The following is a 26,416-nucleotide window of genomic DNA, read 5'->3' on the forward strand; positions in this document are numbered from 1 at the left end:
ATCGAATTGAGAGGAGGTCGCTTGTAGCCCCTGAACAGGCCACCTACAAAGGGCCAAGACCAGCCCCCTCAGGGTCTTTCATTGATCTAAGGTCGGGGTTGAACAGTGTCAACGTCGCGCACCCGCGCGGCGCATCAAGGGATCGTTTTAGAATGAAACATGTAACATTTTTGGGGTCTGCGGCGCTGATCGCGGCATTGGCAGCACCGGTTGCAGCACAAGAAACCACTGCGGATACCGTTATTGCCACCGTTGGCGAGACAGAGATCACATTGGGCGAGATGATTATCGCACGCGCACAGCTGCCTCAGCAGTACCAATCCTTGCCAGCTGACGTGCTGTTCGAAGGTGTTCTGGAACAACTGATCCAACAACAGCTTTTGGCAGATGCCGTCGAAACGCCCCCTGCCCGCGTTGATTACGCATTGCGCAACGAACGCCGTTCCCTGCTGGCTGGCGAAGAAATCGACGCGCTGTCTGTGGCATCCATGACGGATGAAGCTGTCCAAGCCGCCTACGACGCGAAATACGAAAACGCGGAATCCGAAACAGAATTCAACGCTGCCCACCTGCTTGTTGAGACGCTGGAAGAAGCCGAAGCCGCCAAAGCCCGCATTGATGCAGGCGAAGAATTTGGCGAAGTCGCGAAAGAAGTCTCAACAGGCCCAAGTGGTCCGAACGGCGGCAACCTTGGTTGGTTCGGTGCAGGCCAAATGGTCACCCCGTTTGAAGATGCGGTCATGGCGATGGAAGTCGGCGGCGTGTCCGATCCAGTTGAAACACAATTCGGATTCCACGTGATCAACCTGATCGAAAAGCGCGTCAAAGAAGCACCTGAATTGGACGCTGTCCGGTCCGAACTGATGGCAGAAGTCCAAGAGGCCGCAATTCAAGCACGGCTCGCTGCGTTGACGGAAGCCGCAGACATCGTGACGCCGGAAGAAGGCACAATCGATCCTGAACTGCTGGGTGACCTGTCCCTGCTGGAGCCAAAATAAATGCCATTGTCCCCGCTGGCCCCCGCGGCCTTTCCTGACCTGCCCGTCATCGACGGCGTCACATTCGCAACTGCGGAAGCGGGGGTGAAATACAAAAACAGGGCCGACGTGATGTTGGCCCTGCTGACCCCCGGCAGTACCATCGCCGGGGTATTTACACGGTCAGCCACGCGATCTGCGAATGTGCTGGACTGCCAAGAAAAACTGGGCGGTGACCAAACGGGGCCTGCCGCGATCTTCGTGAACTCCGGCAATTCCAACGCATTCACGGGCAAGGCTGGCACGGGGTCGGTGAACGCCATCTCTGACGCGATCCAGAGCGCCACAGGTGTGGCGTCGAACCGCGTCTTCACGTCCTCTACTGGCGTGATCGGCGAACCGCTGCCGCACGACAAGATCATCGCGAAGATCGACGAACTGCACACAGCGCAACACGCATCCGGCCTGCACGACGCGGCCCGTGCAATCATGACGACCGATACCTTCGCCAAAGGATCGACGCGTCAGATCACTATCGACGGCAAAACCGTAAATATCGCGGGCATCGCCAAGGGATCCGGCATGATCGCGCCTGATATGGCAACGATGCTGGTCTACATCTTCACCGATGCAGCGATTGGGTTCGAGGCGCTGCAATGGCTGCTGACCGAACAAACCAACAAGACCTTCAACAACATCACCGTTGATAGCGACACTTCGACCTCTGACACGCTTCTGGTCGGCGCAACGGGCGCGTCCGGCGTGGATGTTACGGGCAACGACGATTTCGCCGAAGCATTACACGCGGTTATGCTGGACCTGTCGCACCAAGTGGTGCGCGACGGCGAAGGCGCGACAAAGTTCATCACCATCAACGTCACTGGCGCTGACAACGACGCCGACGCGCGCAAGGTGGCGATGGCGACAGCGAACTCCCCACTCGTCAAAACCGCGATTGCTGGCGAAGACCCCAACTGGGGCCGCGTTGTAATGGCAGTAGGCAAATCTGGTGCAAAGGCGGATCGCGACCTACTGGCGATCAGTTTCGGTGATATCAAAGTGGCGGAAAACGGGTGGGTGTCCCCGACCTATTCGGAAGACGCAGGTGCCGCGTACATGAAAGGCGAAGACATCACGATCAACGTCGATCTTGGCATTGGGTCCGGTACCAGCACCGCGTGGACATGCGATCTGACCCACGAATACATCCGGATCAACGCGGATTATCGGTCATGAAAACAGTCCTCGTTTCCGCAGTCGCGCTCATCGACGTCGACGGGCGTATCCTTTTGGCGCAACGTCCCGAAGGCAAATCCATGGCGGGCCTATGGGAATTTCCGGGTGGCAAAGTCGAACAAGGCGAAACACCAGAAGTCGCCCTGATCCGCGAACTGCAAGAAGAGTTGGGCATCGACACATGGGAAAGCTGCCTCGCGCCGTTGACCTTTGCATCGCATACCTACGTTGACTTCCATCTGCTGATGCCCCTGTTCGCTTGCCGCAAATGGAACGGCACACCGCAGGGCCGCGAAGGACAAACGTTGAAATGGGTCTCAGCGAAAGACCTGCGCGACTACCCAATGCCGCCTGCAGATGTTCCGCTGATCCCAATTTTGCGCGACTGGCTCTAACGAACATGACACCTTACGGGCGCCGTGGCATCGCGGCCTGCAGGTCATCCAATGAAACGCCCAATGTCGTCGCGACCTGTGAAAGGTCCGCATCACGCCCACCGGCTGATTCCATCGCGGCAAAGAATGCTTCGCTCGTGACGCCAAGTTGCGCGGCGGCATCTTCAAACCCCGGTGGCATCCCACCGTTGTCACCAGGACGCGGCGGTTCACCCCGTCCACCGTCACCTGCGTTCTGGGCGCCAACGCCCGCCTCGGCGGTGGTGGTAAAGTTTCCTTCGGCTTGCACACCGATCAGACAGGGCGGCAAATTCGGGAATTCTGTGCCAGCGTGGTAGTGATAGACACCATCGGGATATTCCTCTGTCACCCCGACATGGCCCTGACATTCATCTAGATCAGTCGGCACTTCACCACCCGCATCTTGGCTGCCGTAAAGCGGGAAACCGTCGAAAGCGTAACCAAACATCGCGGCGCTGTCCTGCTCAAGATAGCAAGACGCTGCAACATCGACGGCATCATAAACAGCGTTCAAATCTGTTGATGTGGCGTGCCAGTGATACCAACCTCCCGGATCAACATGACCGCCGCACGTATCCAGCGCGGGCATATGCCCCGTCTGTTGAATACTAGGTGCATCTGAAAAGATCGGCACGCCGTTCAGCGCCAAACCGATCTTGGACACTGTGCCAAGCGCAGTGCTTTTATCCGCAACAACAGGGCTGGTCGGGATCAGCATCGTCATCGTGACCGATGCGTCTTCAGATACATTAATGCAGGCATGGTCGTCTTCGGGTTGGGCCGTCGCGATGTCCGCGATATGCACCGTGCCGTCTTCGTCATAAAACGTGTAGCCAAGGTTGCTTAGAAATTCGAAGTACGCGCGATCAATGCGGTACAATCCTGCCTCGTCACCCGTCCAATCCCAAATACCGCCTTCATCGTCCAGTGTTGCAGGGCAAAACGGGCCAATATCCAGATCATCCGGTAGGTATTTGACGGTGAACTGCGCGCATTCGGACTGCGTTCCGTCTTCTAGTGTACACGCGACGATGTCTGGCTCTTGCACCAAGGCTTGATCGCTAATGCTGTCGGTATCGACGTGGGCCATTGCGATCACTGGCAGACAGGTCAGCGCTGCGATCAGCGAAATATACGAGATATGGGAATAACGGATCATTGGGACACCTTTTGGTCAATCATACGTATTGAACGTAGCGCCAATGAATTTCCGCCGCCTCAAAATGCAAAAAGGCGACCCAAAGGGCCGCCTTTTCGAATGAATTCGGTCACCTGATTAGAGGTTCCGTTCGACCTCTTCACGCTCAAAGATCTCGATGACATCGTTCGCACGGATGTCTTCGTAGTTCTCGAACGCCATGCCGCATTCTTGACCAGACTGCACTTCGGCAACTTCGTCCTTGAAGCGTTTCAGGGTCTTCAGCGTACCTTCGTGGATCACGACGTTATCACGCAGCAGACGCACACCGGCAGACCGACGCGCCACACCTTCAGTGACCAAACAACCAGCAACCTTACCAACGTTAGACACCTTAAAGACGTCCTTGATGGTGGCATACCCGATGAAGTTCTCGCGGATTTCCGCAGACAACAGACCGGACGCAGCCGCTTTCACATCGTCAACAAGGTCATAGATGACCGAGTAGTACCGAATTTCCACGCCTTTTTGGTTGGCTGTGTTCCGCGCCGTCGCATTGGCACGCACGTTAAAGCCAAACACAGGGGCGCCGGATGCTTCGGCGAGACCGATGTCTGTTTCCGTGATCGCACCAACACCGGAATGCAGGACACGAACGCGGACTTCATCGTTACCGATTTTTTCCATCGCCTGAACGATCGCTTCGGCAGAACCCTGCACGTCAGCTTTCACCAAGATTGGCAGCTCGCTGATATCTTCGTTCGCTTTCGCGTTCGCCATCAACTGCTCAAGCGTCGTCGCCGCACCAGCAGCTGCACGTTTATCTTTCGCAGCTTTCTCGCGATATTCAGCGATTTCACGCGCTTGGGCTTCGGTTTCTGTCACGTTCAGAACGTCACCAGCTTCTGGTGTACCGTTCAGGCCCAGAACCTCTACAGGAACAGATGGACCTGCTTCTTCAACGCGTTTGCCTTGGTCGTTGATCAGCGCGCGGACTTTACCCCACTGTTCACCCACAACAAAGATATCACCGCGTTTCAGCGTACCGGACTGAACCAGAACCGTGGCGACAGGACCGCGACCCACGTCAAGCTGGGCTTCAATCACCGCACCAGTCGCTGCGCGATCAGGGTTAGCTGTCAGTTCAAGAATTTCCGCCTGCAGGCCAATCGCCTCAAGCAGCTTATCAAGACCTTGGCCCGTAATCGCAGACACTTCGACGTCCTGCACATCACCGGACATTTTCTCGACGATCACTTCGTGCTGCAACAGATCGGTCCGCACTTTGTCAGGGTTGGCACCCTCGCGGTCGATTTTGTTGATCGCAACGATCATCGGCACTTTGGCCGCTTTCGCGTGTGCAATCGCTTCGATTGTCTGCGGCATCACAGCATCGTCTGCCGCAACAACCAGAACAACAATGTCAGTCACTTGTGCACCACGTGACCGCATCGACGTAAACGCCGCGTGGCCCGGTGTATCAAGGAATGAAAGCAGCTGACCACTTTCGGTAGTTACCTGATACGCACCGATGTGCTGCGTGATGCCGCCAGCTTCGCCAGCCACAACACGTGTCTTACGGATCGCATCCAGAAGGGATGTCTTACCGTGGTCAACGTGGCCCATGATCGTGATGATCGGCGCACGTGGTTTCAGATCTTCTGCTTTATCTTCTTCAGCCGTGATCACCTGTTCAACGTCAGCGTCAGAAACGCGGACAACGGTGTGGCCAAATTCTTCGATGATCAATTCGGCAGTATCCGCATCAATCGTCTGTGTTTGCGTGGCCATGATGCCGTTTGTCATCAACGCCTTCACAACGTCAGCAACACGTTCGGTCATACGGGCAGCCAATTCGGAAACGGTAATCGCTTCCGGCAGGGACACTTCGCGGTAAACCTTTTCACGCTCGGCAGACACACCCATCGCCTTGGCACGGGCGCGGTCTTGTTTCCGCTTCATCGCAGCCATGGACCGTTGACGACCGCCTTCACCACCGCGCATCGCGGCGTTGACTGTCAGCTTGCCAGAACGACGTCCGTCATTCGCGCCACCACGACCAGGCTTGCCGCCTTTATTGTCACGGTTGTCGCGCTCGGGCGCTTTGTTGCGCGGGCCAGCGTTACGGGCCGCACCAGATGGCGCATCATCCGCAGGTGTTGCAGCCGCAGCAGGTGCCGCTGCCGCACGACGTGCATCAGCTTCGGCTTTTGCCTTTTTGGCAGCCTCTTCTTCGGCTTTTTGCTTGGCGCGCTCTTCGCGTTCGCGGTCTTCAGCCTCTTTGGCTTCTTGTTCCGCACGGCGGGCTGCGCGTTCAGCAGCACGTTCTTTTTCTTCAGCTTCGCGCTTGGCTTGCTCTTCGGCTTCGCGGGCTTTCGCCATCGCGAGCGCCTTCATCCGGCGTTCGAGTTCGACATCGGAAATGCCTGCAGGACGTTTCGATGGGTCACCACCGATGGGCCGGCCGGTTGGACCAGACGGCACAGGTTTACCCGCGCCAGGCTTGGGAACCACAACGCGCTTACGCTTTGTTTCCACCACGACGTTCTTCGTACGCCCGTGGCTAAAGCTTTGTTTCACGTTGCTTGGACGAGAACCGCCAAGACCAAGTGTCTTTTTGCCGTCGTTATCGCTCATTTAAATTCGTATCCTTCCCAAGGGCCGCTTTGCCCTTGCCAGTCTTTTGACCATCAATCCCGCGTAAGCCCGAAAGCTTTGTTGCATCCTCTACAACACGATTGCTGAGTCCACCAGTAGAGACCGCGCAATGTATTGCAGTTCCTCTACCAAAGGCCAAACCCAGCTCTTGCGCGGTCAAGCATCCAAAGTAGCGAGCCCCCTCAGGGGTCCATAGTTTCGTTTTGCCCCGTTCGGAGCCATCAGAGGCCTGCATCAGAACGCGCACGTTCTCGGATCCAGCAAGCCAGCCTTTAACTTTTTCAAACCCACACACAGCACGACCGGCCTTACGTGCAAGGCCCAGCAGTTCAACAACACGTTGGGCAAGCAACCGTTCAACATCGTCGATCAACGTATCTGATACAGTCACGGCTTGCTTTGCACTGCGGGCGAAATGACCCTTCCGCGCGTCTTCAAGAACCGCGCGATCCGCGGTGACATACATACCACGACCGGGCAGTTTACCCAAGATGTCAGGATAAACCGCATTGTCGGGGCCAACCACAAACCGGATCAATCCGGCCTTTGGTTGCACCTCTCCCGTGACGATGCACTTACGTTCCGCATCGTCGTCAGGGTTCTTATGTTGGCCACCACGCGCCATATTCAAGGTCAGAAGCCCAAATTAGGCTTCTGATTCCTCCTCGGCAGGTTCGTCTTCGTCAGCAGTCAGTTCGTCAGGGTCAACCCAACCCAGCATCACGCGGGCTGTCATGACCATGTTCTGCGCTTCCTCAAGCGACACATCGAATGGTTCCAGTACACCGTCATCTTTGGTGCGTTCGCCTTTAGTGATGGTCCAGCCACCAGCCAATTCCCAGTCCGCACAAGTCGCGAAGTCTTCAAGCGTTTTCACGCCATCCGCGCCAAGGGCTTCCAACATCTGTGGTGTCAGACCTTCAAAGTCGATCAGGGACTGCTCAACGCCAGCGGCGATTGCAGCATCCATGGCCTTCTTGTTCTGGGCTTCCAGATATTCACGGGCACGGGTCTGCAGTTCACCAGCAGTGCCTTCGTCAACACCTTCGATGACCAGCAGTTCTTCAACTTCAACGTATGCAACTTCTTCAAGGTTCGTGAACCCTTCGGAAACCAACAACTGTGCAAAGAATTCGTCGAGGTCCAGTGTATCCATGAACAGTTTCGTACGCAGTTCGAATTCTGCCTGACGACGCTTGGATTCTTCTTCCTCAGTCATGATGTCGATATCAAGACCAGTCAGTTGGGACGCCAGACGTACGTTTTGGCCGCGACGGCCAATCGCAAGCGACAGCTGCTCATCAGGAACAACAACTTCGATTTTGCCAGCTTCTTCATCCAGAACAACCTTGGACACCTCAGCAGGCTGCAACGCGTTCACGAGGAACGTCGGCATATCTTCATTCCAAGGAATGATGTCGATCTTTTCGCCCTGCAGTTCGTTCACAACGGCCTGAACACGTGAACCACGCATACCAACACAGGCACCAACCGGATCAATCGACCCGTCGTGTGAAATCACAGCGATCTTCGCGCGTGAACCTGGATCACGTGCAACGGCCTTAATGTCGATCACGCCTTCATAAATCTCAGGAACTTCCATCTTGAACAGCTCGGCCATGAATTCTGGCGCTGTACGGGACAGGAAGATCTGCGGGCCGCGCTGTTCGCGACGCACTTCTTTGATGAAGCAACGGATGCGTTCGTTCGGGCGATACGCTTCACGACCGATCTTTTCGTTGCGGCGCAGGATGGCTTCGCCAGACCCCACATCGATGATGACGTTGCCGTATTCTTCACGCTTAACAAGCGCGTTGATGATTGTGCCGGCTTTGTCTTTGAATTCTTCGTACTGCTTGTCACGCTCAGCTTCGCGGACTTTCTGAAGGATCACCTGCTTGGCAGACTGGGCAGCAATACGACCCAACTCAACCGGCGGAACCTCTTCAGAGAACACATCACCGATTTCAGGGTTGTCCATGTATTCACGGGCCTGTGCCACAGTGAATTCAGCTTGATAATTCTCAAGCTCTTCCTCTTCAACAACCGTGCGAACGCGGGTGAACGTGGCTTTACCTGTGCGACGGTCGATAGACACGCGAATGTCCATTTCAGCGCCGTAGCGGGATTTCGCAGCACGCGCGAGGGATTCTTCCATCGCTTCGATCACCAACACAGGGTCGATGTTCTTTTCGCGGGCTACGGCCTCTGCGGTTTGCAGCAGCTCAAGCTGGTTGGCTGAGGTAATCGCCATTAGTTACTCTCCTTGTTCGCGCTGTTCTTTGAACTCGGGCGCTTTTTGGATTTGCCCGCCTTAGAGGGGGCAGCGTTTTCGTCACTGTCGATGATCGTTTCAATCTCATCGAACTGGGATTCATCAATCTGGCCCGCATCCTTGCGGCCCTTCAAAACATCGCGGATCAGCTCGTCGGTCAAAACCAGCTTGGCATCAGACAGCCATGCGAATTTCAGACCAATTGTGCCTTCCTCAATCGTGATCAGAACTTCGTCGTCCTGCACACCAGCCAATTCGCCCTTAAAACGGCGGCGACCATCGATCAGCTCATCCGTTTCAATCTTGGCCTCAAAGCCCTGCCATTGGTCGAAATCCTTGAGACGGGTCAAAGGACGGTCGATACCCGGGCTGGACACCTCGAGGTTATAAACCTCAACGATCGGGTCTTCGACATCGAGCGTTGCCGAGATCGCTGTGGACACCTGTCCACATTCATCAACTTCGATCTGGCCATCAGGGCGCTGGACCATAATCTGAAGAATCGTCTCTTTGCCGGACATCAATCGCACGCGCACAACTTCGAATCCCATGTCTTCAACGACAGGGGTGATGATGTCTGCGATGCGACGGTCAATCGCGGCTTTTGCAATCAAATCATTCATTTAGCTTCGCCATTCTATCAGGCACAAAAAAACGGGCGCGCGGCCCGTATCAGATTTCCGGTTGGGTCGGGGGTGGAAGCCGACGCCGCTGTTGTCAATGCACATAGACCTATTGGCCTTCAACTGCAAGGGGGCGCAGATCGCCCAAGTCATACTTGGGCAATCAATCAGTTCAACAAAGACCAAGACAGATGGACTAAAGCCCCAACATGGCGTGCAATTCGCGCATCGCCATGTCCGACAAACCACGGCCATCGCACAAATTTAGCAATGCGGCCTGCGTCACGCTTTGGGCTTCCTCTGCGCGCTGCTGGAACCAGTTGTAGGTATTTGCAGCTTCAGCGACCGCAAAGTGATGTCGGTCAGACGCGGCGCCAGCGGTTTCGTGCGCCTTCGCGACCAGCAGAAGACTTCGGTAATCCGCATATGCTTCGTTCTGGGCTGCGACTGCACTTTCCAAAGCAAGACGCGCTTGCTGATAGGCATACAATTTACCTTCGAGACTGCCGACAGGCGCTGACGACAAAATTGCGTCACTTGTTTGCACCATTTCAATCCCGACAAGCGTTTCCGCTAGATAGCCGCGACTCGACGTTGCATCGACAGTGCTGTCTGCGATGGCTGTAGAAGGAGAGGCTAATAGAAGTAACGCAGCAATTCCAAAAGCTTGGCAGGCAACAATGCTGGCCTTAAAATGACCAGAACCGGTTAACATTTTCATACAATACACATCCAATACTTATCCCAACGGGTAGGTTTTGGCAGACCGGTTTGGCGAAAGTATGGCGCAAAGTTAACCTTAACGTCGCATTGCGCGATCAAATGGCTTCGCTGCAATTGCGCGCGGCAGGCTTGTACTGCAAAATAGAACGCCCCACCGTTTCCGGCAGGGCGTTCTTTATTCAATCAAGTTGGCTGGCTTACGCCACAGACCAACGCTCTGCCATGCGAGCGTTATCCATCTGCCACAGGTTACCCACTGTGTCAGGTGAAGAGATCCGGTTGTTCACGGCCTGCACGTAGTTGGCAAACATTGGAACCAGAACACCACCATCGTCACGCAGAATTTCCTGCATTTCATGGTACTGGCTGCGACGTGTGTCAGCATCCAGCTCTGCGCGGGCTGCCAAAAGCAGCTCTTGGAAGCGTGGGCTGTCTTCAGCGCCCCACTGGCTATCGTTCCAAGGCACACCAGCTTCATAAGCAGTCGAGAACATCCAGTCTTCAGTCGCACGACCGGACCAGTAAACAGCTGCAAAGTTCTTCTTCAGCCATACGTTGGACCAGTAACCGTCTGATGGTTCTTGAACCACATTCAGGTTGATGCCTGCAGAGGAAGCGGATGATTGATACAGCTGAGCCGCATCAACAGCACCTTCAAAGGCAGCGCTAGAAGCCGAGATATCAACGACCAAGCTGTCGAGACCAGCTTCTTTCAGGTAGAATGCTGCCTTGTCCGGATCGTACTCAAGCTGATCCATTTCAGAGTGGTAGTACTGGTTAGCAGGACCGATTGGCGTGTCGTTACCAACAGCACCGTGACCCAGCAGGATCTTGTCGACCATTTCCTGACGGTTGATACCGTACTTCAGGGCACGACGAACGTTGACGTCGTTAAACGGCGCGTTGTCTGTCAGCATTGCGAATGTGTAGTGCTGGTTGCCCGTCACTTCTTGAATGCGCAACTGAGGGTTCGCTTTCAACAAACCTTCGGTTTTAAAGTCGATGCGGTTGATCGTATCAACCTGACCCGTCATCAGCGCGTTCATACGTGCAGTGTTGTCGTTGATTGCAATGAATTCAACTTCATCAAAGTAGCCGACTTCGTCGCCTTTGTAGTGATCTGGAACGCGCTTACCAACGAAACGCACACCTGGATCAAACGCAACAACGCTGTAAAGGCCCGTACCGATACCGTTCTGGATCGCTTCTTCGATCATGCCGGCTGGGTACATGCAGATGTGATAATCTGACATCAGATATGGGAAGTCAGCGTTGCCAGAGGCAAGCGTGAATTCGATCTGCAGGTCAGAGTTTTTCTTCATCTCGGTGATCGCTTCAACAATCGGCTTCGCCGCTGATTTTGAATCTTCACCAATGTGCATCTGCAGGGATTCGATCACATCGTCAGCGCCGAACGCTTTACCGTTGTGGAACGTCACGCCAGACCGCAGGTTGAATGTCCAGGTTTTCGCATCTGCTGATGCTTCCCAGCTTTCAGCCAATTCGCCAACAAGCGAACCGTCTGCTGCAACTTCTGTCAGACAGTCAAAAACTGTACCGTGTGCGGCTGCGATCATGAAGATGTCAGAATGGGTACGCGCGTCCCAGCTATCGGATGTGTTCGCGCCACCAAGACCAGCAGTCAGTTTGCCACCCTTTGTTTGCGCACGAAGCGGCATACCCGTCAGGCCCAGAACACCAGCGGCTGCGCCAGTCTTCAACAGACTACGTCTGCTAATTCCATGTAACATTGTATTTCTCCCTAGTTTGTTGTCAGGCGTTTACCGCCCTATTTTGTCGTCCGTATGAAACGGATGAATGCTTTACATATTATCTATAGCTGCATCGCCAATGTTATCCACACCGCGCTCTGCAAGCAAATTGGTCAGCCAATCGGGGTCCATTTCGGGCACCGACGACAACAGCAAATCCGTGTACGGATGATGCGGCGGTTTAAACATGTCCCGCTTGGGGCCTTGTTCGACGACACGGCCTTCTTTCATCACCACAACTTCGTCCGCAATGGCACGAACGGTCGCAAGGTCATGGGTAATGAACATATAAGAAAGCGACAGGTCGTCCTGCAAACGCGCCAAAAGGCGCAGGATTCCTTCAGCAACAAGCTGATCAAGCGCGGACGTGACTTCGTCACAAATGATGAACTTCGGTTCAGCGGCAAGCGCACGGGCGATCCCGATCCGCTGCTTTTGACCACCTGACAATTCAGACGGCAGGCGGTTGTAGTATTCATCCGCAGGCAGTTCGATCTGATCCATCAGACCATCAACACGCTTGCGCAGATCACGACCCGACAGCCCAGTGTAGAACTGCACAGGACGGGCGATGATATTGCCGACGCTGACACGCGGGTTCAACGCGGTATCGGCCATCTGATAAATCATCTGTACCTGACGCAACTGGTCTTTCGTGCGTTGCTTATAATTGGCTGGCATCACTTCACCGCCAAAGCGGATCTCACCAGCGCTTGGTGGCAGCAAACCAGTAATACAACGGGCCGTCGTCGATTTACCGGAGCCGGATTCGCCAACAACAGCCACTGTACGACCTTCGTGCATGTCAAAGCTGACATCATGCAGAACAGGGATTTTCCCGTAAGCGGCGTCAACACTCTTGACCGACACCACAGGAACAGCACCTGCAACAACAGGCGCTTTCAGCGGACGTTCAAAACTACGCACAGCCCAAAGCGATTTTGTATAATCCTGCGTCGGCGTAGCCAGCATCGTGCGGGTATCGGCGGTTTCCACCTCGTCACCCTTCAGCAGCACCTTAATCTGGTCGGCCATTTGGGCCACAACAGCCAGATCATGCGTGATGTAGATCGCAGCGGTGTTGAATTCCTCAACAATCTCGCGGATCGCAGCCAACACTTCGATCTGCGTCGTCACATCCAAAGCAGTCGTCGGTTCGTCAAAGATGATCAGGTCAGGACGACAAGCCATTGCCATCGCGGTCATCGCACGCTGCAACTGACCACCAGACACCTGATGCGGATACCGGAACCCGATTTCATTCGGATTGGGCAGACGCAGCTTGCGATACAGCTCCATCCCGTCCGCTTCGGATTCAGCTTTGCCCATCACACCATGCTGGGTCGGGGCCTCAACATGCTGTTCAAGAATTTTGTGAGCAGGGTTAAAGCTCGCAGCGGCAGACTGCGCAACATAAGCAATGCGTTTGCCTAGCAAAGACCGTTTCGTCGCGGCAGAGGCGCTGAAAAGATCAATGCCATCAAATTCGACGGTGCCTTTCGACACACGCACGCCATCGCGACAAAACCCCATCGCTGCCAAACCAAGCGTCGATTTCCCGGCGCCGGATTCACCGATCAGCCCCAAAACTTCACCCTTCTTCAGGTCAAGATCGACACCGTTGATAATCGGGTTCCACGTCTCGTCACTGCGGCCCTCAAGCCAGAGATTGCGGATTTTGACCAGTTGATCGCTCATTCCTTCAACCCCGACGTTTTATGTAGCATCCAGTCGACGACAAAGTTCACTGCAACAGTCAGCAAGGCAATCGCACCCGCAGCCAACAACGGTGTTACCGATGCCTGTGGCGCGAATTGCGCGTAGTTGATGAAACCGGCAAGGTCGCGCACCATCGTGCCCCAGTCAGCCAAAGGCGGCTGTATACCCACACCCAAGAACGACAGCGCAGCGATCGTCAGGAACACAAAGCAGAAGCGCAGACCAAATTCGGCCAGCAAAGGTGCAGTCGCATTTGGCAGGATTTCCTTGAACACGAGGTATCCCATGCCTTCACCGCGCAGTTTCGCAGCCTCGATATAATCCATCACAACAATGTTCTGACCAACGGCACGGGCCAGACGGAACACGCGCGTACTGTCGATCACTGCAATAATCAGGACCATAAATATCGTCAGCGGAATACCCAGCTGCGACGACCAAACGCTCGCGATTGTCATCAACAAGAGCGCAAAGATCAACGACGGGATCGCCATCAACACATCCACCATCCGCGATAGCAACTGGTCCAACCAACCACCCAGAACGGCGGCCAGAAAACCAAAGGTCCCACCAAGCATGAAGGCCAGCACTGTGGTGATAAACGCGATCCCAACGGTGTTCTGTGCGCCGTAAATCAGGCGGCTAAGAATGTCGCGACCGATCTGATCTGTACCCAACGGATACGCAGGATCACCGCCCAGCGCAGGATCACCGCCAGCCACCACGTTTGCAGCAGCACCTTGGATGATCTCGTCTTGGCCGTAAGGGGCGATTGCACCCGCGAACACCGCAACAACGACGTAAATGATGATGATCAGCACGCCAAAGGCAGCAGTCAGCGGCATAGACCGGAACATCTTTTTCGACCATGCGGTGCCAACATACTGGCCCAGTTGCTTGAACAGCCAAGCCGCAATGGCAAAAATGACAAACCCTTCAATCGCCGCCTTTAAAAAGAAGAACTTGTTCGCGATTAACGGATCGTCGGACCGTGCTTGCATGTAAGCCCAAGCAAGCCACGCCAACAACGCAGCACCCAAGACATAACCAAAGGACACGCCGTAAGACATGTCGCGGAATTTCGGGGCGTTGTTCGTCGCCTTTTGACCCACAAACCGCATCACCCATGCAAGGCCCGCGATCACAACAAGTGCAATAAGAAGATTGATCATTTCGGATGCCTCAGACGCGGATTGCTCAGGATCGACATGATGTCCGCCGTGAGGTTCAACAGGATGTAAGCCGCTGCAAAGATGAGGCAGCAGGCTTGGACGACCGGAATGTCGCGGATTTTCACACTATCCACAAACAGCTGGCCGATACCCGGATACACAAACACCACCTCAACCACGACCACGCCAGTGATCAGGTAAGCAAGGTTCAATGCGATCACGTTGATGATCGGGGCCAATGCATTCGGCAGCGCGTGTTTCACGATGACGCGCATCGGCGACATACCCTTCAGCCGGGCCATTTCGATATACGGCGATGCGAGCAAGTTGATAATCGACGCGCGTGTCATCCGCATCATATGCGCGGTCACGACCAATGTAAGCGTCAGGGCAGGCAGCATTGTCTTTTCCAGACGTTCGCCAAACGGCATGCCGTCGTAAATGTTGGACAGCGATGGCAGCAGCGGGTTGATCACGGCAAGCACGAGGATCAGCACATAGGCCATGAAGAACTCTGGCGACGAAATCGAACTCAACGTTGCGATATTCGCGGCGCGGTCAAAGATTGTGTTGCGATACAACGCGGCCAGAATGCCGAGCGTCACAGCAATCGGCACAGCGATCATTGCAGTCACACCAGCAAGGAACAATGTGTTGCTCAACCGTGGCAGGATTTGATCCAGCACGGTCACGTTATTCACGCCGCCCAAGTTTGACGTAAAGTTCAACTGCGCGAAACTGGTACCAAGATCACCGGTCAACATCCCGCCAAGCCAGCCAAAATAGCGCGTGATCAACGGCTGATCCAACCCAAGGTCTTTGCGGATTTGATTGACGGATTCTTCTGTAGCCCCTTGACCCAAGATCAGCTGTGCAAAATCACCCGGAAGCAAGTTCACGGCAACAAAGATCACAATCGAAACAATGAGAAGCGTGAGAACGCCTAGTGCAAGGCGTTGAAGTATAATGGTTAGGACGTTGCCCAAAATTCTAAGTTCCCCTGAGGATGCTTACAAGTTAACGGCACAGACGCGGCTGTAAACCCTCGAGATTCAGAAAGTCTGGTTCAGAAATTCAGAAAGTCGCGCTTGTCCGCGAACATATCCATCGTGTGCACAAGTTCTCGACTGATGCCCGGTTCGGACAATGCATGCCCCGCTTTTCCGATCATGACCAAACGCCCCTTTGGCCATTTACTGGCCAGCGTGTGGGCAGAAACCGGCGGACAGATCATGTCAAAACGCCCCTGCACAATCACGCCAGGGATATCTGCAATCTTGTCCATATTGTTCAAGATTTGTTGGTCCTCGTTTAGAAATCCAGCGTTGGCAAAATAGTGGTTTTCAAGCCGTGCAAAGGCGCGGGCGTAATCAGACGGGCTTTCGCCAGTTGAACCGTTCGATTCAATCGACGCCAATGCGTTTTCCCAACCCGCCCACGCGCGCGCATACCGCGATTCCATCGGCAAATCGCCCGAGAAAAGGCGCCGGTGATACGCCGCAATAAAATCATCGTGTTCGTCTTCTGGGATCAAATCAGTGAACTTTGCCCAAAGATCAGGCCAGAACCGACCAGCCCCACCGCCATAGAACCAGTCCAGCTCGGGTTGGGTCATCAAGAAGACGCCGCGCAACACTAGCGCGGCCGTGCTTTCGGGATGTGTTTGTCCGTAGATCAGCGACAGCGTTGCACCCCAACTGCCGCCAAACACGATCCACCGATCAATATTCAACGCTTCGCGGATCATCTCGATATCCGCCACCAGATGCCATGTTGTGTTGTTAATAGCGCTCGCATGGGGCCGCGACCGACCACAGCCACGTTGATCAAACAATACAATCCGATAAACGCTTGGGTCAAAATAGCGACGCATCGCAGGGCTACAGCCACCACCGGGCCCGCCATGCAGGACAACAACAGGAATCCCATTCGGATTGCCGCATTGTTCCACATAGATGGAATGCCCGTCGCCCGTATCCAGCATTTGCTGATTAAACGGGTCCATCGGGGGATACAGATGTGCGCCTGTGCGCTTTTGACCTACGACCTTGTCCATAAACGACCTATATAGCGTGTTGAGACGGGAAACCATCACCCGAAGACAGGAATTGGACCACGATATGACCGATGCAGCAACCAACACCGTAGACCCCGCCGAGATCGCCAAATTCGAAGCCATGGCCGCTGAATGGTGGGATTTGGAAGGCAAGTTCAAGCCGCTGCATATGCTGAACCCCTGTCGGTTGGATTACATCACCAGCCAAATCGCGGCAGAGTTCGGGCGGGACCTGAACGGACCAGCTCCATTCGACGGGCTGCGTATCTTGGACATCGGTTGCGGCGGCGGGTTGCTTTGCGAACCGATGGCGCGGCTTGGGGCGACAATTGTTGGCGTTGACGCAGCAGCGGGCAACATTCCCGTGGCTGAAATCCACGCGCAGCAATCGGGTCTAACCATTGATTACCGTCACAATACAGCGGAAGCGATGGCAGCAGACGGCGAACAGTTCGACGTTGTTTTAAACATGGAAGTTGTGGAACACGTGGCTGACCCGCTCGGGTTCCTGACGGCGTGTCGGCAACTGTTGAAACCCGGCGGGCTGCACATCTGTTCGACCATCAATCGCAATCCAAAAAGCTTCATGATGGCCATTGTCGGCGCAGAACACGTGATGCGCTGGCTGCCAAAAGGCACGCATGAATTCAGCAAATTCATCACGCCAAACGAATTGTTTGACCTGCTGCGCAACGCAGGCATGGACCCTGTGGACCGCAAGGGATTCCAGTTCAATCCGATCATGTGGAACTGGCGGATTTCTGATCGCGATCTTTCGGTGAACTACGTCACCGCAGCGATCAAACCTGCATAAAACAAGGGCGGACCAATCGGCCCGCCCCATTACTCGTTACTGTTAAAATCGATTTACTTCAGCAGGGCCAAAAGCTGCTCTGCGGCTGCTTCTGATGATGCAGGGTTCTGGCCTGTCACCAGTTTACCGTCAGTGATCGCAAAAGACGCCCAATCGTCGGACTTCTCGTACTGTCCGCCGTTCGCTTTCAGCATGTCTTCAACCAAGAACGGCACAACATTTGTCAGCTGAACCGCATCTTCTTCGGTGTTGGTGAAACCCGTGACGCGCTTGCCGTTCACCAGTGGTTTACCGTCGGCACCCTTGGTGTGCTTGAACACTGCAGGAGCGTGACAAACAGCACCAACCGGACGGTCGCTTGCCGCGAAAGTCTCGATCAGACGAATGCTGTCTGCGTCTTCAGCCAGATCCCACAATGGGCCGTGACCACCTGGGTAGAAAATCGCATCGAAACCAGCGTCTTGCACGTCAGCCAAAACAGCTGTGTCTGCCAGATCAGCCTGCGCATCTTTGTCGTCTTTGAAACGACGTGTTGCGTCTGTCTGGGAATCTTCGCTGTCACTGCTTGGGTCGATCGGTGGCTGACCACCTTTCGGGGAAGCAAGCACGACTTCTGCGCCCGCATCTTTCAACGCGTAATAAGGCGCTGCAAATTCTTCCAGCCAAAAGCCGGTTTTCTTGCCTGTGTCACCAAGCTGATCGTGCGACGTCAAAACCATCAAAATCTTCATAAGATCGGTCCTTTCCAATTCTTGAACTCGGGGATGTAACTCGGCGCACGGCAAAGGGTTCCCCTCACCTTGCGTCAGCATCAAGTTGGCGTGATCGACTTGAATTTACAGGTGGTCAGGCGTCAGCCAACCGCTGTCGCATTTCGCGCAAAACCGGCAGCGTACTGCGCACGCGCATCGGACCGATATCCTTGACGATTTGGGCAATCAGCGGGGAAATCGCGTGAATTGCGGCGTCACGTGCGGACATGCCCGCTGGCGAAATGGCAACCATCTTGCGCCGCGCATCATCCCAATCGGGCCGGATATGAACCCATCCGTTCCATTCTAGCTTACCTAACGTGTTGGTCATCGCACCACGCGTCAGATGAAACGTACGCGCCAATTCACCGGGGGACCGTTCCACACCGCTATGGGCAAGATGATTGAGCACTGAAAAATGGGACAGCTCCATCCCCTTCGGCAACACCTTCGCGACACTGGCACGCGCCAACTGATCCACCGCCAAAATCTCGCTGAATAACGTCGCAGCAAGATTATCGGAGTCGTCAATCATCAGGGACCTGTAAAATCTCGATCATGGGTGAGCGCGGGAATGCGTTTGCGCGCATGTGACACTTCCGCAGGGTCAATATCAACCATTACAATCGTCGCATCCGTACCGCCGTCGGCCAAAACGTCACCCCACGGACTGATCACCATCGAATGCCCATACGTCGTGCGCGGACGCTTGGCATCGGGGGCAAACGTGCCCGTTTGGGCGGCGGCAAGGACATAACACCCTGTTTCTATGGCTCTTGCGCGCAATAATGTTTCCCAGTGGGCAGCGCCCGTCACCGGTGAAAAAGCAGCAGGAACCAGTAGAATATCGGCACCAGCCTGCGCCAATCTGCGATAGAGATAGGCAAAACGAATATCGTAACAAATCGACATGCCAACCGTGCCAAATGGCGTTTCTACCAAAGTTGCGTGATCTCCGGGACGATATCCTTTCGATTCGCGATAGGTCTCTTTCTCGGACACCGTCACGTCGAACATGTGGATTTTGTCATAGCGCCCGACGATATCGCCCTGCGGGTTGATCATGAACGACCGATTGGTAAAACGCCCGTCCGGATCACCTGTTTTCAGGGCCAGTGACCCGATCGAAATCCAAACGCCCAGCGCCTTGGCGTCAGCGCACAACGCGGCAAGCGTAATGTCGTCACCCTCCAACGACAAAGCCGCGGCCTGTGCGGCGCGGCTTGATGTCAGGCAATTCGTGACTTCAGGTGTCAGGACAAATCCGGCCCCTTGCAGGACAGCATCGCGCACCATAACGCGCACCATCGCAAGGTTCTGGACCGGATCAGGTCCTGACGTGATCTGAAGTAAAGCTACTTTCATGCAGCCAAAAGCGGGTCCAGCTTGCCACGCGCATTCAACGCGTTCAGGTCATCAAAGCCACCGATGTGTTTTCCATCGATGAAGATTTGCGGAACCGTTGATCCCCCATTTGCACGCTTGATCATTTCAGGGCGCTTGTTGGGTTGGGCGAGGATGTTGACTGTGCTGTAGCTGACTTTTTTATTGTCGAGCAAGCGAGCAGCCGCATGGCAATACGGGCAACCGGGTTTGATATACATTTCAATGTTAGCCATCGGGCAATCCTTTCAGTGCGGGTCAGCGCCTATCTAGGTATCCTTCACCACACGCGCCAGAGTAACAATAGACACGTTTGCGGCACCAGCCTCCCGCGCAGCCTCTGTTGCTGCAGCTAATGTCGCGCCGGATGTCATCACATCATCAACGATCAAAACCGACTTGCCGGCCAGCAAAAGACCCCGTTTCGGATGGGCAACAATATTACCAGTCACAGCAGCAAAGCGGGCCGTGCGCCCAACGCCATCCAACGGTTTAGTCACTTTCGTCCGCGTCAACGCATCCACAATTACGGGTCGTCCCAGATGACGCCCAAGGTCCACGGCCAAAGCTGCGGCTTGATTGTACCGCCGTTTGATCAAACGCGACCAATGCAACGGCACCGGCACAATCACCGTATCTTCGCGCAGGATCGGCTGCACACGCGCAGCCATCCATCCGGCAGCAGGCCACGTCAGATCTAACCGGTCGCCATGCTTCAAACCCAAAACCAACCGTCTGCCAATCCCGCGATATTCCAGCGCGGCACGACCGCGTTCCCACGGGCGAGCGATTGTCATGCAATCATCGCATTGAATGCGATCTCCGTGATCTTCACCCAATTGCGGCGCCCCGCAGGTGTCGCACACCAACCCGCTGATAAATCCGGTTTGCGCCCAACATGGGCCGCACAAACCATGTTCGGCTTCGGTTGCGGTTTCACACGCGACACATTGCGGCGGACAAATTGATCGAACGACACTTTGCATTAAGGCTTGCACGCTCTAAATCCCCCGTATGGATACGCCACCGAATATCACCGACCGCACCGCCCTGACCCGTCACCGTGACAGGGCTTTGCCCGACGCGCTCTTCTTGCACGACGTCGTCGCCGACGAATTTCAGGAAAGACTGATCGAGGTTAACAGAACGTTTACAAAGGTCGCGATTGTGACCGGCTTTCCCGAATTCTGGGCGGCAAAGTATCCGGACGCCACAATTGTGGGCGATGACGACACCCTCGCGCTCGAAGTCGAAACCTACGATCTGGTCCTGCATACGCTCGCGCTGCACTGGGCAAACGATCCTGTAGGGCAGCTAGTGCAATGTCGGCGGGCACTGAAACCGGACGGGTTGTTCCTTGCGGCCAGCTTTGGCGGGCAAACACTGAACGAATTGCGGACATCGTTAGCCGAAGCGGAAATCGCCGTCACGGGCGGGTTGTCCCCGCGCATCGCGCCCATGGGCGAAATTCGTGACCTTGGTGGTTTGCTGCAACGGGCAGGTTTCGCATTGCCAGTGGCAGACGGCACGCCCCTGCAGGTCAGCTACGCCAACGCGTTTCACCTGATGCACGACTTGCGCAAGATGGGTGAAAACAACGCACTGTCCGACCGGATCAAAACCTTCACCCCCCGCAACATGCTGACCGAGGCCGCGACGATCTACGCCGACAACTTCCGCGCAGAAGACGGCAAGCGAGTCACAGCCACCTTCGAGATCATCACGCTGACAGGATGGGCACCAGCAGAAAGCCAACCGCAACCCTTGCGACCGGGTAGCGCCAAGACACGACTGGCCGATGCGCTTGGCACCGATGAAACACCACTAAAATAAGTCCAATCGACGCGCCTGCGCGTATTCCATTTCATAAACCACCAAATCGCGATAATGACGGGCCATGACCATGTTTGATGCACAAGAAACCTCATCTGAACGCCCTGCCGTTTGTCCTGTTCACGCACAGCCTGACCACCCGAAGGTGAAACCGGCACGTGTTGGCGTGCTTGTGGCCAACCTCGGCACACCAGACGACACCGGCTATTGGTCAATGCGCCGCTATCTGAACGAATTCCTGTCCGACAAACGCGTCGTCGATATCTCGAACTGGATTTGGCAACCGCTCTTGCAGCTAGTCATCCTGACCAAACGGCCTTTTTCGTCAGGCGCGGCCTACAAATCCATCTGGAACGAAGAAGATAACGAAAGCCCGCTTCTGACCATCACCAAAAAGCAGACCGCAGCGATCCGTGCCAAAATGGTCGCTGAATACGGTGACGACGTGCGCGTGGATTTCTGCATGCGCTACGGCAACCCGTCCACCAAATCCAAAGTGCAGGAAATGGTCGATGCAGGCTGCACCAAAATCCTGTTTTTCCCGCTGTACCCGCACTACGCAGGGGCCACATCAGCAACCGCAAACGACCAGTTTTTCCGCGCCCTGATCGCGCAAAAACAACAACCCATCGCGCGGATCGTTGAACCGTATTTCGAAGACACGGCCTACATCGATGCGCTCGCCAAATCTATCGAAGCCGCCTACGCAAAGGCGGACAAAAAGCCGGAAGTGCTCGTGTGTTCCTATCACGGCATGCCGATCCGCTATCTGATGGAAGGCGACCGGTATCATTGCGAATGCCAGAAAACGACGCGCCTGCTGAAAGAACGGCTCGGATGGGCAGACACCGAAATCCGCACGACGTTCCAATCGGTCTTTGGCCGCGAAGAATGGCTGAAACCCTACACCGTCGAAGAAGTGGCGCGTATGGCATCTGAAGAGGGCATCAAGAACATCGCGATCTGCGCGCCTGCATTCTCTGCCGATTGCATCGAAACGTTGGAAGAAATCAACGAAGAGATCAAAGAAAGCTTCGAAGAAGCAGGCGGCGAACACTTCACCTATATCCCATGCCTCAACGATGATCCGGCGCATATCAATGCACTATCAGGGATCATCAATAGGAACTTACGCGGCTGGCTACGGTAGGCATTCGGCGAATCCAGCGCATCATTCAAACATGATACTATCTTTAGAATATTCCCCGTATCTTTAGGGTATTGTCGGTAGAAAAGTCGCATTCCGGACAGAATCGGACGGTAGCTCCATTGGAATAAATTTCTTTCCCGATGGAGGAGCCCAATGAAAACTCGAATCTTAACGCTATGCCTTGCTTTGCTCGCTGGATGTTCCGGCAGCTGGGAAACAGACTATGGCACAGGTATCGAAAACACCGTTTCACAAAAATGGCGCGTACGTGAAGTTAACGTCGCGATACCAGACGACCTGACGACGACCGAAACGAATTCTTACGCACCAAACGCTGACGTTGTTTGGCACGAAGATCCAGTCGGCGATCGTAGAATGCAAGTCGCGGAAATCTTAACCGACGGCGTCCGTCGTGGTGCACGCCCGTTGCGTGGGTCCAAACCTGTGAACCTGGATGTGATGTTGTATGAATTTCATGCACTGACACCGCTCGCGCGGGCAAAAGCACCATCCGCGGTGCATAACATCGCCTTCAGCATTCAAGTGGTCGATGCGCGCACAGGCGAACCATTGACAGAACCTGAATTCATTCGTGCAGACTTGGAAGCGCACGTCGGCGAAGCCGCATTCGAAGCATTCCAGCAAGGCGAAACACAAAAGGTCCGCATCACGCGCCACCTGCAACAAGTCACAGCAAGCTGGCTGGGTATAGGCCCGGACGTGCGACGGTCATTCTCGTCCGCTGGGCGCTAAACAGCGCAGTTGATCGCAACGATACGAAAAGACGCAAAACGGCAGGAGGTTTCAAACCCCCTGCCGTTTTTCATTTTAGATAACGACAAGACTGCCGTCGGCGACCATATCATCTTCAAGCGTCGCGGTGTGCAACACGTTATCCAAATTGATCGTGATGGATGCAGTACCAGCACCAGCGCCATCTTCATCAACAGTCAAAGTCGTGCCAGTACCAGCGCCATCAGCGTCGGCAGTGACCCACTCCGTGATGTCATCACCGTCATCGTAACCGATCAACAGGTTCGACACGTCCAAAGCGTCAATACCGCGTTCAAAATCAGTGATCGTATCAGCCCCCGCATCAGCGTGACCATAAACCACAAGGTTCTCACCAGCACCCAACGTGATCAAATCATCGCCGGTACCACCAAAGATCACGTCATCGCCATCACCACCGGTGATCGTGTCGTTACCACCAAGCCCGTGATACGTCTCACCCCCAGCGACAAGAACCTTCGTGTCAGCGCCGGAAGTGCCAGAAATCGCAGATAGGTCGACACCATCAACAATCCAACCGTGCGCTTCTTCTAAATGCTGAATCGCAGTCGCGTCAGTCGCAGATGCAGCGACAGTTAGCTCCACACCCGAATTCAAATCAGTTTCACCAGCAGCCGCATCAATCGTGGCCCACCCATTCAACGTCGCATCCATGTTTTCAGACGACATCCCTGTCGCGTCCTCGAACATTCGCCACATACTGTTACGATCCCCCTCAGTGATACTTGAGACGTTCCAATCACCAATATCTTGATCAAATGTGCTGCTTCGTCTAAACATCGACCCCATATTCGTAACACTGGATGTATCCCAACCGCTGATGTCCTGATTGAAAGCAACAGCGCGACTGAACATGGAACGCATACTTTTAACGCTCGATGTATCCCAACCTCCGATGTCCTGGTCGAACATTTCAGTGTCGCTAAACATGGTTGTCATGTCAGTCACGCTTGAGGTGTCCCACCTACCGATGTCCTGATTGAAAATCTTAGCTCCTTCAAACATATCGTTCATGTCCGTAACACTCGATGTGTCCCAGTCACCGATATCTTGATCGAATTCCTCTGCACTATTGAACATCTCATACATAGATTCGACATTTGAGGTGTCCCAACCACCTATGTCCTGATTAAATACCGTGGCGTCAGCAAACATGTAAGACATCGATTCGACATTCGACGTATCCCAAGAACCAATATCTTGATCGAATACATACGCGTTAAGAAACGTCCCATCCATTACAGTGACACTTGACGTATCCCAACCACCTATGTCCTGATTGAAAGAGTTCGCATTGAAAAATGCACCATCCATGTTTACCAGATTGGACGTGTCCCAGTCCGTTATATCTGCATCCAAAACATAGGGATAGCTTGTCTCATAAAACGGATAAATAAGACTAGTTTCGTTTGCTCCAGCCGTATTCAGCACACCGGAAGGTGAGGTCACAGAATACGCCGCAATATCAACCGCGACGTTCGAATGCCCGACGGCTAGATCAGGAACCACTTCTGCGGTCCAAGTTGTGCCACTACCCGTCAAGCTGCCTGCAACAAGTGTGCCGTTAGCAACGATAATATCACTTTCAGTGAAGTTAGAACTATCGACCGCTTGGCTGAACTCAAACGTAATCGTATTTGTCCCAGCCTCAAAATTTCCCCAGTTGACATTTTCAGGGATCGCCGTCGCTTCCCCTGACCCCGTAATCGTGACCTCATTCATCGGCCTGACCGTGATGTCGACCTTGTCGCTGGTGTTACCGGCTTCGTCTGTCGAAAACACAGAAATCGTCGACCCGACTGTAAAGTCGCCTTCGATCGTCCAGTTTCCATCAGCGTCGGCGACAGTTTCAAGATCCGGCACGCCGTCTCCATCGACATCGATCACAACAGTGGCACCTGCACCTGCGGTACCCAAAACCGCTTTGTCACCGTCGGCGACGACAACGGGTGCCGCTGGCGCAGTTGTATCCACAACCACGTCTAACGTCGCATCTGCTTGGTCGCTCTCGTTGCCAGCAGCGTCGGTTAGTGTCACCGAAAGGGTCTGTTCGCCTTCCACCAGCGGGGCATCGGGCGTCAATGTGCCGTCGGCTGCCGAATACGTCGCTGCGGTTTCAACACCGTTGACGTAAAGCTTCGGTGTGTCCGCCAGATTGGCACCGATATTCAACGCGGGGCGCGTATCGTCGGTTGTGACAGCCGTGCTCGTCGTGCTGGTGATCGACCCAACATCGTCGCGGTAACTCGTGAATGTTGGCGCATCCGGTGCCGTTGTATCGACGATCGTACCACCGCCATCACCGTCGGTTCCGCCACCGCTTGTGTCATCGGAACCACCGCCGCCACCGCCTGCAACCGCAGCCAGAACGCCAGCACCAGCCGCCGCGCCAAGCAATGCGGTGCTGTCCAGTGCCACAGCAGCGCCACCCAGCGCCAGTCCGGCACCCGCTTCGAACACCTCGAAGTAATCTACAAGCCGGATCACTTCGCCGTTGGCGAGCGTCAGGATCAGATCATCACCTACCTGTTGCGTCGATGCGATGTCCGATGCGGCAAAGCCTAGCTGGACCTGTCCGGTCCCTGCAGCGATACGAAATGTCCCCGTAACGGGTTCTGCGATTGTGACGGTCGGGCCTGCGGATGCGTTAGACGCACCTGTGCCGTCAATGAGCAATTCACTCAAATTCATTATGTAACTCCAAGATCTGCCTCACAGGCCTATCCGAACGCTGCCGTTCTTTACTCTTTAAGAACAATAACTTCGGTAACCTGCATTTATTTTTATGAGGCCAGTATCCGTGGAAATCCGTCCGTTTCAAAATGAAACTTGTGCAACCACTGGGTTTCGGTTGTGAATGTGGCTCAAATGCACGGAGAAGTTGGGTCATCCAGTTCGCCCAATAAAAAAGCCCCGCCAATCATGAC

General features: G+C 54.6%; 24 protein-coding genes. 7 read left to right on the forward strand and 17 right to left on the reverse strand.

The annotated features are described in order from the left end of the window. Positions 1 to 152 precede the first annotated feature (152 nt). The 3 genes from AC0L7R_RS00270 to mutT are packed head-to-tail and all read left to right on the forward strand — an operon-like array spanning position 153 to position 2,608. Positions 153 to 998, forward strand: a complete 846-nt coding sequence (locus AC0L7R_RS00270; protein ID WP_473658248.1) for a peptidylprolyl isomerase — start codon at positions 153 to 155, stop codon at positions 996 to 998. Next, entirely contained in the window at positions 999 to 2,213 is a 1,215-nt protein-coding gene (gene argJ, locus AC0L7R_RS00275) for a bifunctional glutamate N-acetyltransferase/amino-acid acetyltransferase ArgJ (protein WP_473658250.1), read from the forward strand. Further along, on the forward strand, positions 2,210 to 2,608 hold the full coding sequence (gene mutT / locus AC0L7R_RS00280) for an 8-oxo-dGTP diphosphatase MutT (RefSeq protein ID WP_473658251.1): 399 nt from the start codon (positions 2,210 to 2,212) through the stop codon (positions 2,606 to 2,608). The genes argJ and mutT overlap by 4 nt, the downstream gene beginning before the upstream one ends. Before the next feature lie 13 nt (positions 2,609 to 2,621). Here the strand turns inward: mutT and AC0L7R_RS00285 are convergent, their stop codons facing one another. The 11 genes from AC0L7R_RS00285 to pip all read right to left on the reverse strand — a co-directional run bounded on the left by AC0L7R_RS00285 (position 2,622) and on the right by pip (position 16,765). Further along, positions 2,622 to 3,788, reverse strand: a complete 1,167-nt coding sequence (locus tag AC0L7R_RS00285; RefSeq protein ID WP_473658253.1) for a YHYH protein — start codon at positions 3,786 to 3,788, stop codon at positions 2,622 to 2,624. A 117-nt stretch (positions 3,789 to 3,905) separates the two neighbouring features. Further along, positions 3,906 to 6,404, reverse strand: a complete 2,499-nt coding sequence (infB, locus tag AC0L7R_RS00290; protein WP_247129441.1) for a translation initiation factor IF-2 — start codon at positions 6,402 to 6,404, stop codon at positions 3,906 to 3,908. Continuing rightward, positions 6,394 to 7,050, reverse strand: a complete 657-nt coding sequence (locus tag AC0L7R_RS00295) for an RNA-binding protein (protein WP_473660456.1) — start codon at positions 7,048 to 7,050, stop codon at positions 6,394 to 6,396. The genes infB and AC0L7R_RS00295 overlap by 11 nt, the downstream gene beginning before the upstream one ends. A 21-nt stretch (positions 7,051 to 7,071) precedes the next feature. After that, positions 7,072 to 8,679 carry a transcription termination factor NusA gene (nusA, locus tag AC0L7R_RS00300; RefSeq protein WP_247129443.1) on the reverse strand — a complete coding sequence of 536 codons (1,608 nt, stop codon included), beginning with the start codon at positions 8,677 to 8,679 and terminating at the stop codon, positions 7,072 to 7,074. Beyond that, positions 8,679 to 9,323: a ribosome maturation factor RimP gene (gene rimP / locus AC0L7R_RS00305; RefSeq protein WP_247129445.1), complete on the reverse strand. Its 645-nt coding sequence runs from the start codon at positions 9,321 to 9,323 to the stop codon at positions 8,679 to 8,681. Before rimP ends, nusA begins: the two co-directional genes overlap by 1 nt. Before the next feature lie 196 nt (positions 9,324 to 9,519). Then, positions 9,520 to 10,044 carry a hypothetical protein gene (locus AC0L7R_RS00310; RefSeq protein ID WP_348109021.1) on the reverse strand — a complete coding sequence of 175 codons (525 nt, stop codon included), beginning with the start codon at positions 10,042 to 10,044 and terminating at the stop codon, positions 9,520 to 9,522. Positions 10,045 to 10,243: 199 nt separating this feature from the next. Next, the gene (locus AC0L7R_RS00315; RefSeq protein ID WP_473658254.1) at positions 10,244 to 11,797 is read right to left on the reverse strand and encodes an ABC transporter substrate-binding protein; all 1,554 of its coding nucleotides are present in this window, start codon (positions 11,795 to 11,797) and stop codon (positions 10,244 to 10,246) included. A gap of 72 nt (positions 11,798 to 11,869) precedes the next feature. Beyond that, entirely contained in the window at positions 11,870 to 13,516 is a 1,647-nt protein-coding gene (locus AC0L7R_RS00320) for an ATP-binding cassette domain-containing protein (RefSeq protein WP_473658255.1), read from the reverse strand. Then, positions 13,513 to 14,709 carry an ABC transporter permease subunit gene (locus AC0L7R_RS00325; RefSeq protein WP_473658256.1) on the reverse strand — a complete coding sequence of 399 codons (1,197 nt, stop codon included), beginning with the start codon at positions 14,707 to 14,709 and terminating at the stop codon, positions 13,513 to 13,515. Before AC0L7R_RS00325 ends, AC0L7R_RS00320 begins: the two co-directional genes overlap by 4 nt. Beyond that, on the reverse strand, positions 14,706 to 15,695 hold the full coding sequence (locus AC0L7R_RS00330) for an ABC transporter permease (RefSeq protein WP_247129451.1): 990 nt from the start codon (positions 15,693 to 15,695) through the stop codon (positions 14,706 to 14,708). The genes AC0L7R_RS00325 and AC0L7R_RS00330 overlap by 4 nt, the downstream gene beginning before the upstream one ends. An 80-nt stretch (positions 15,696 to 15,775) precedes the next feature. After that, positions 15,776 to 16,765: a prolyl aminopeptidase gene (gene pip, locus AC0L7R_RS00335; RefSeq protein ID WP_473658257.1), complete on the reverse strand. Its 990-nt coding sequence runs from the start codon at positions 16,763 to 16,765 to the stop codon at positions 15,776 to 15,778. A 64-nt stretch (positions 16,766 to 16,829) separates the two neighbouring features. Between pip and ubiG the strand changes: the two genes are divergently transcribed. Then, a complete protein-coding gene (ubiG, locus tag AC0L7R_RS00340; protein ID WP_473658259.1) occupies positions 16,830 to 17,579 on the forward strand; it encodes a bifunctional 2-polyprenyl-6-hydroxyphenol methylase/3-demethylubiquinol 3-O-methyltransferase UbiG in 750 nt (249 codons plus the stop codon). 53 nt (positions 17,580 to 17,632) lie between these two features. On the opposite strand, the gene AC0L7R_RS00345 is transcribed toward ubiG, so the two are convergent. From AC0L7R_RS00345 to AC0L7R_RS00365, 5 genes are all read right to left on the reverse strand, one after another. After that, positions 17,633 to 18,310: a type 1 glutamine amidotransferase domain-containing protein gene (locus tag AC0L7R_RS00345; RefSeq protein WP_348109015.1), complete on the reverse strand. Its 678-nt coding sequence runs from the start codon at positions 18,308 to 18,310 to the stop codon at positions 17,633 to 17,635. Between the two features lie 115 nt (positions 18,311 to 18,425). After that, entirely contained in the window at positions 18,426 to 18,866 is a 441-nt protein-coding gene (locus tag AC0L7R_RS00350) for a MarR family winged helix-turn-helix transcriptional regulator (RefSeq protein WP_247129455.1), read from the reverse strand. Continuing rightward, on the reverse strand, positions 18,866 to 19,696 hold the full coding sequence (locus AC0L7R_RS00355; RefSeq protein WP_473658260.1) for a nitrilase-related carbon-nitrogen hydrolase: 831 nt from the start codon (positions 19,694 to 19,696) through the stop codon (positions 18,866 to 18,868). The genes AC0L7R_RS00350 and AC0L7R_RS00355 overlap by 1 nt, the downstream gene beginning before the upstream one ends. After that, a complete protein-coding gene (gene grxC, locus AC0L7R_RS00360) occupies positions 19,693 to 19,950 on the reverse strand; it encodes a glutaredoxin 3 (protein WP_348109013.1) in 258 nt (85 codons plus the stop codon). The genes AC0L7R_RS00355 and grxC overlap by 4 nt, the downstream gene beginning before the upstream one ends. A gap of 33 nt (positions 19,951 to 19,983) precedes the next feature. Then, the gene (locus AC0L7R_RS00365) at positions 19,984 to 20,700 is read right to left on the reverse strand and encodes a double zinc ribbon domain-containing protein (protein ID WP_473660458.1); all 717 of its coding nucleotides are present in this window, start codon (positions 20,698 to 20,700) and stop codon (positions 19,984 to 19,986) included. A gap of 28 nt (positions 20,701 to 20,728) precedes the next feature. Between AC0L7R_RS00365 and AC0L7R_RS00370 the strand changes: the two genes are divergently transcribed. The 3 genes from AC0L7R_RS00370 (at position 20,729) to AC0L7R_RS00380 (ending at position 23,450) form a co-directional block, all read left to right on the forward strand. Further along, positions 20,729 to 21,547, forward strand: coding sequence for a methyltransferase domain-containing protein (locus tag AC0L7R_RS00370; protein WP_473658261.1), 819 nt, complete (start codon positions 20,729 to 20,731; stop codon positions 21,545 to 21,547). A gap of 64 nt (positions 21,548 to 21,611) precedes the next feature. After that, a complete protein-coding gene (hemH, locus tag AC0L7R_RS00375; RefSeq protein WP_348394222.1) occupies positions 21,612 to 22,697 on the forward strand; it encodes a ferrochelatase in 1,086 nt (361 codons plus the stop codon). 153 nt (positions 22,698 to 22,850) lie between these two features. Next, complete coding sequence (locus tag AC0L7R_RS00380; protein ID WP_348109010.1) at positions 22,851 to 23,450, forward strand: DUF6778 family protein; 600 nt, start codon at positions 22,851 to 22,853, stop codon at positions 23,448 to 23,450. 75 nt (positions 23,451 to 23,525) lie between these two features. Here AC0L7R_RS00380 and AC0L7R_RS00385 read toward each other — a convergent pair whose 3' ends face one another. Beyond that, complete coding sequence (locus AC0L7R_RS00385; RefSeq protein ID WP_473658262.1) at positions 23,526 to 26,180, reverse strand: BspA family leucine-rich repeat surface protein; 2,655 nt, start codon at positions 26,178 to 26,180, stop codon at positions 23,526 to 23,528. Positions 26,181 to 26,416: the final 236 nt, after the last annotated feature.

It is taken from the genome of Yoonia sp. D2-7, from assembly GCF_055809435.1.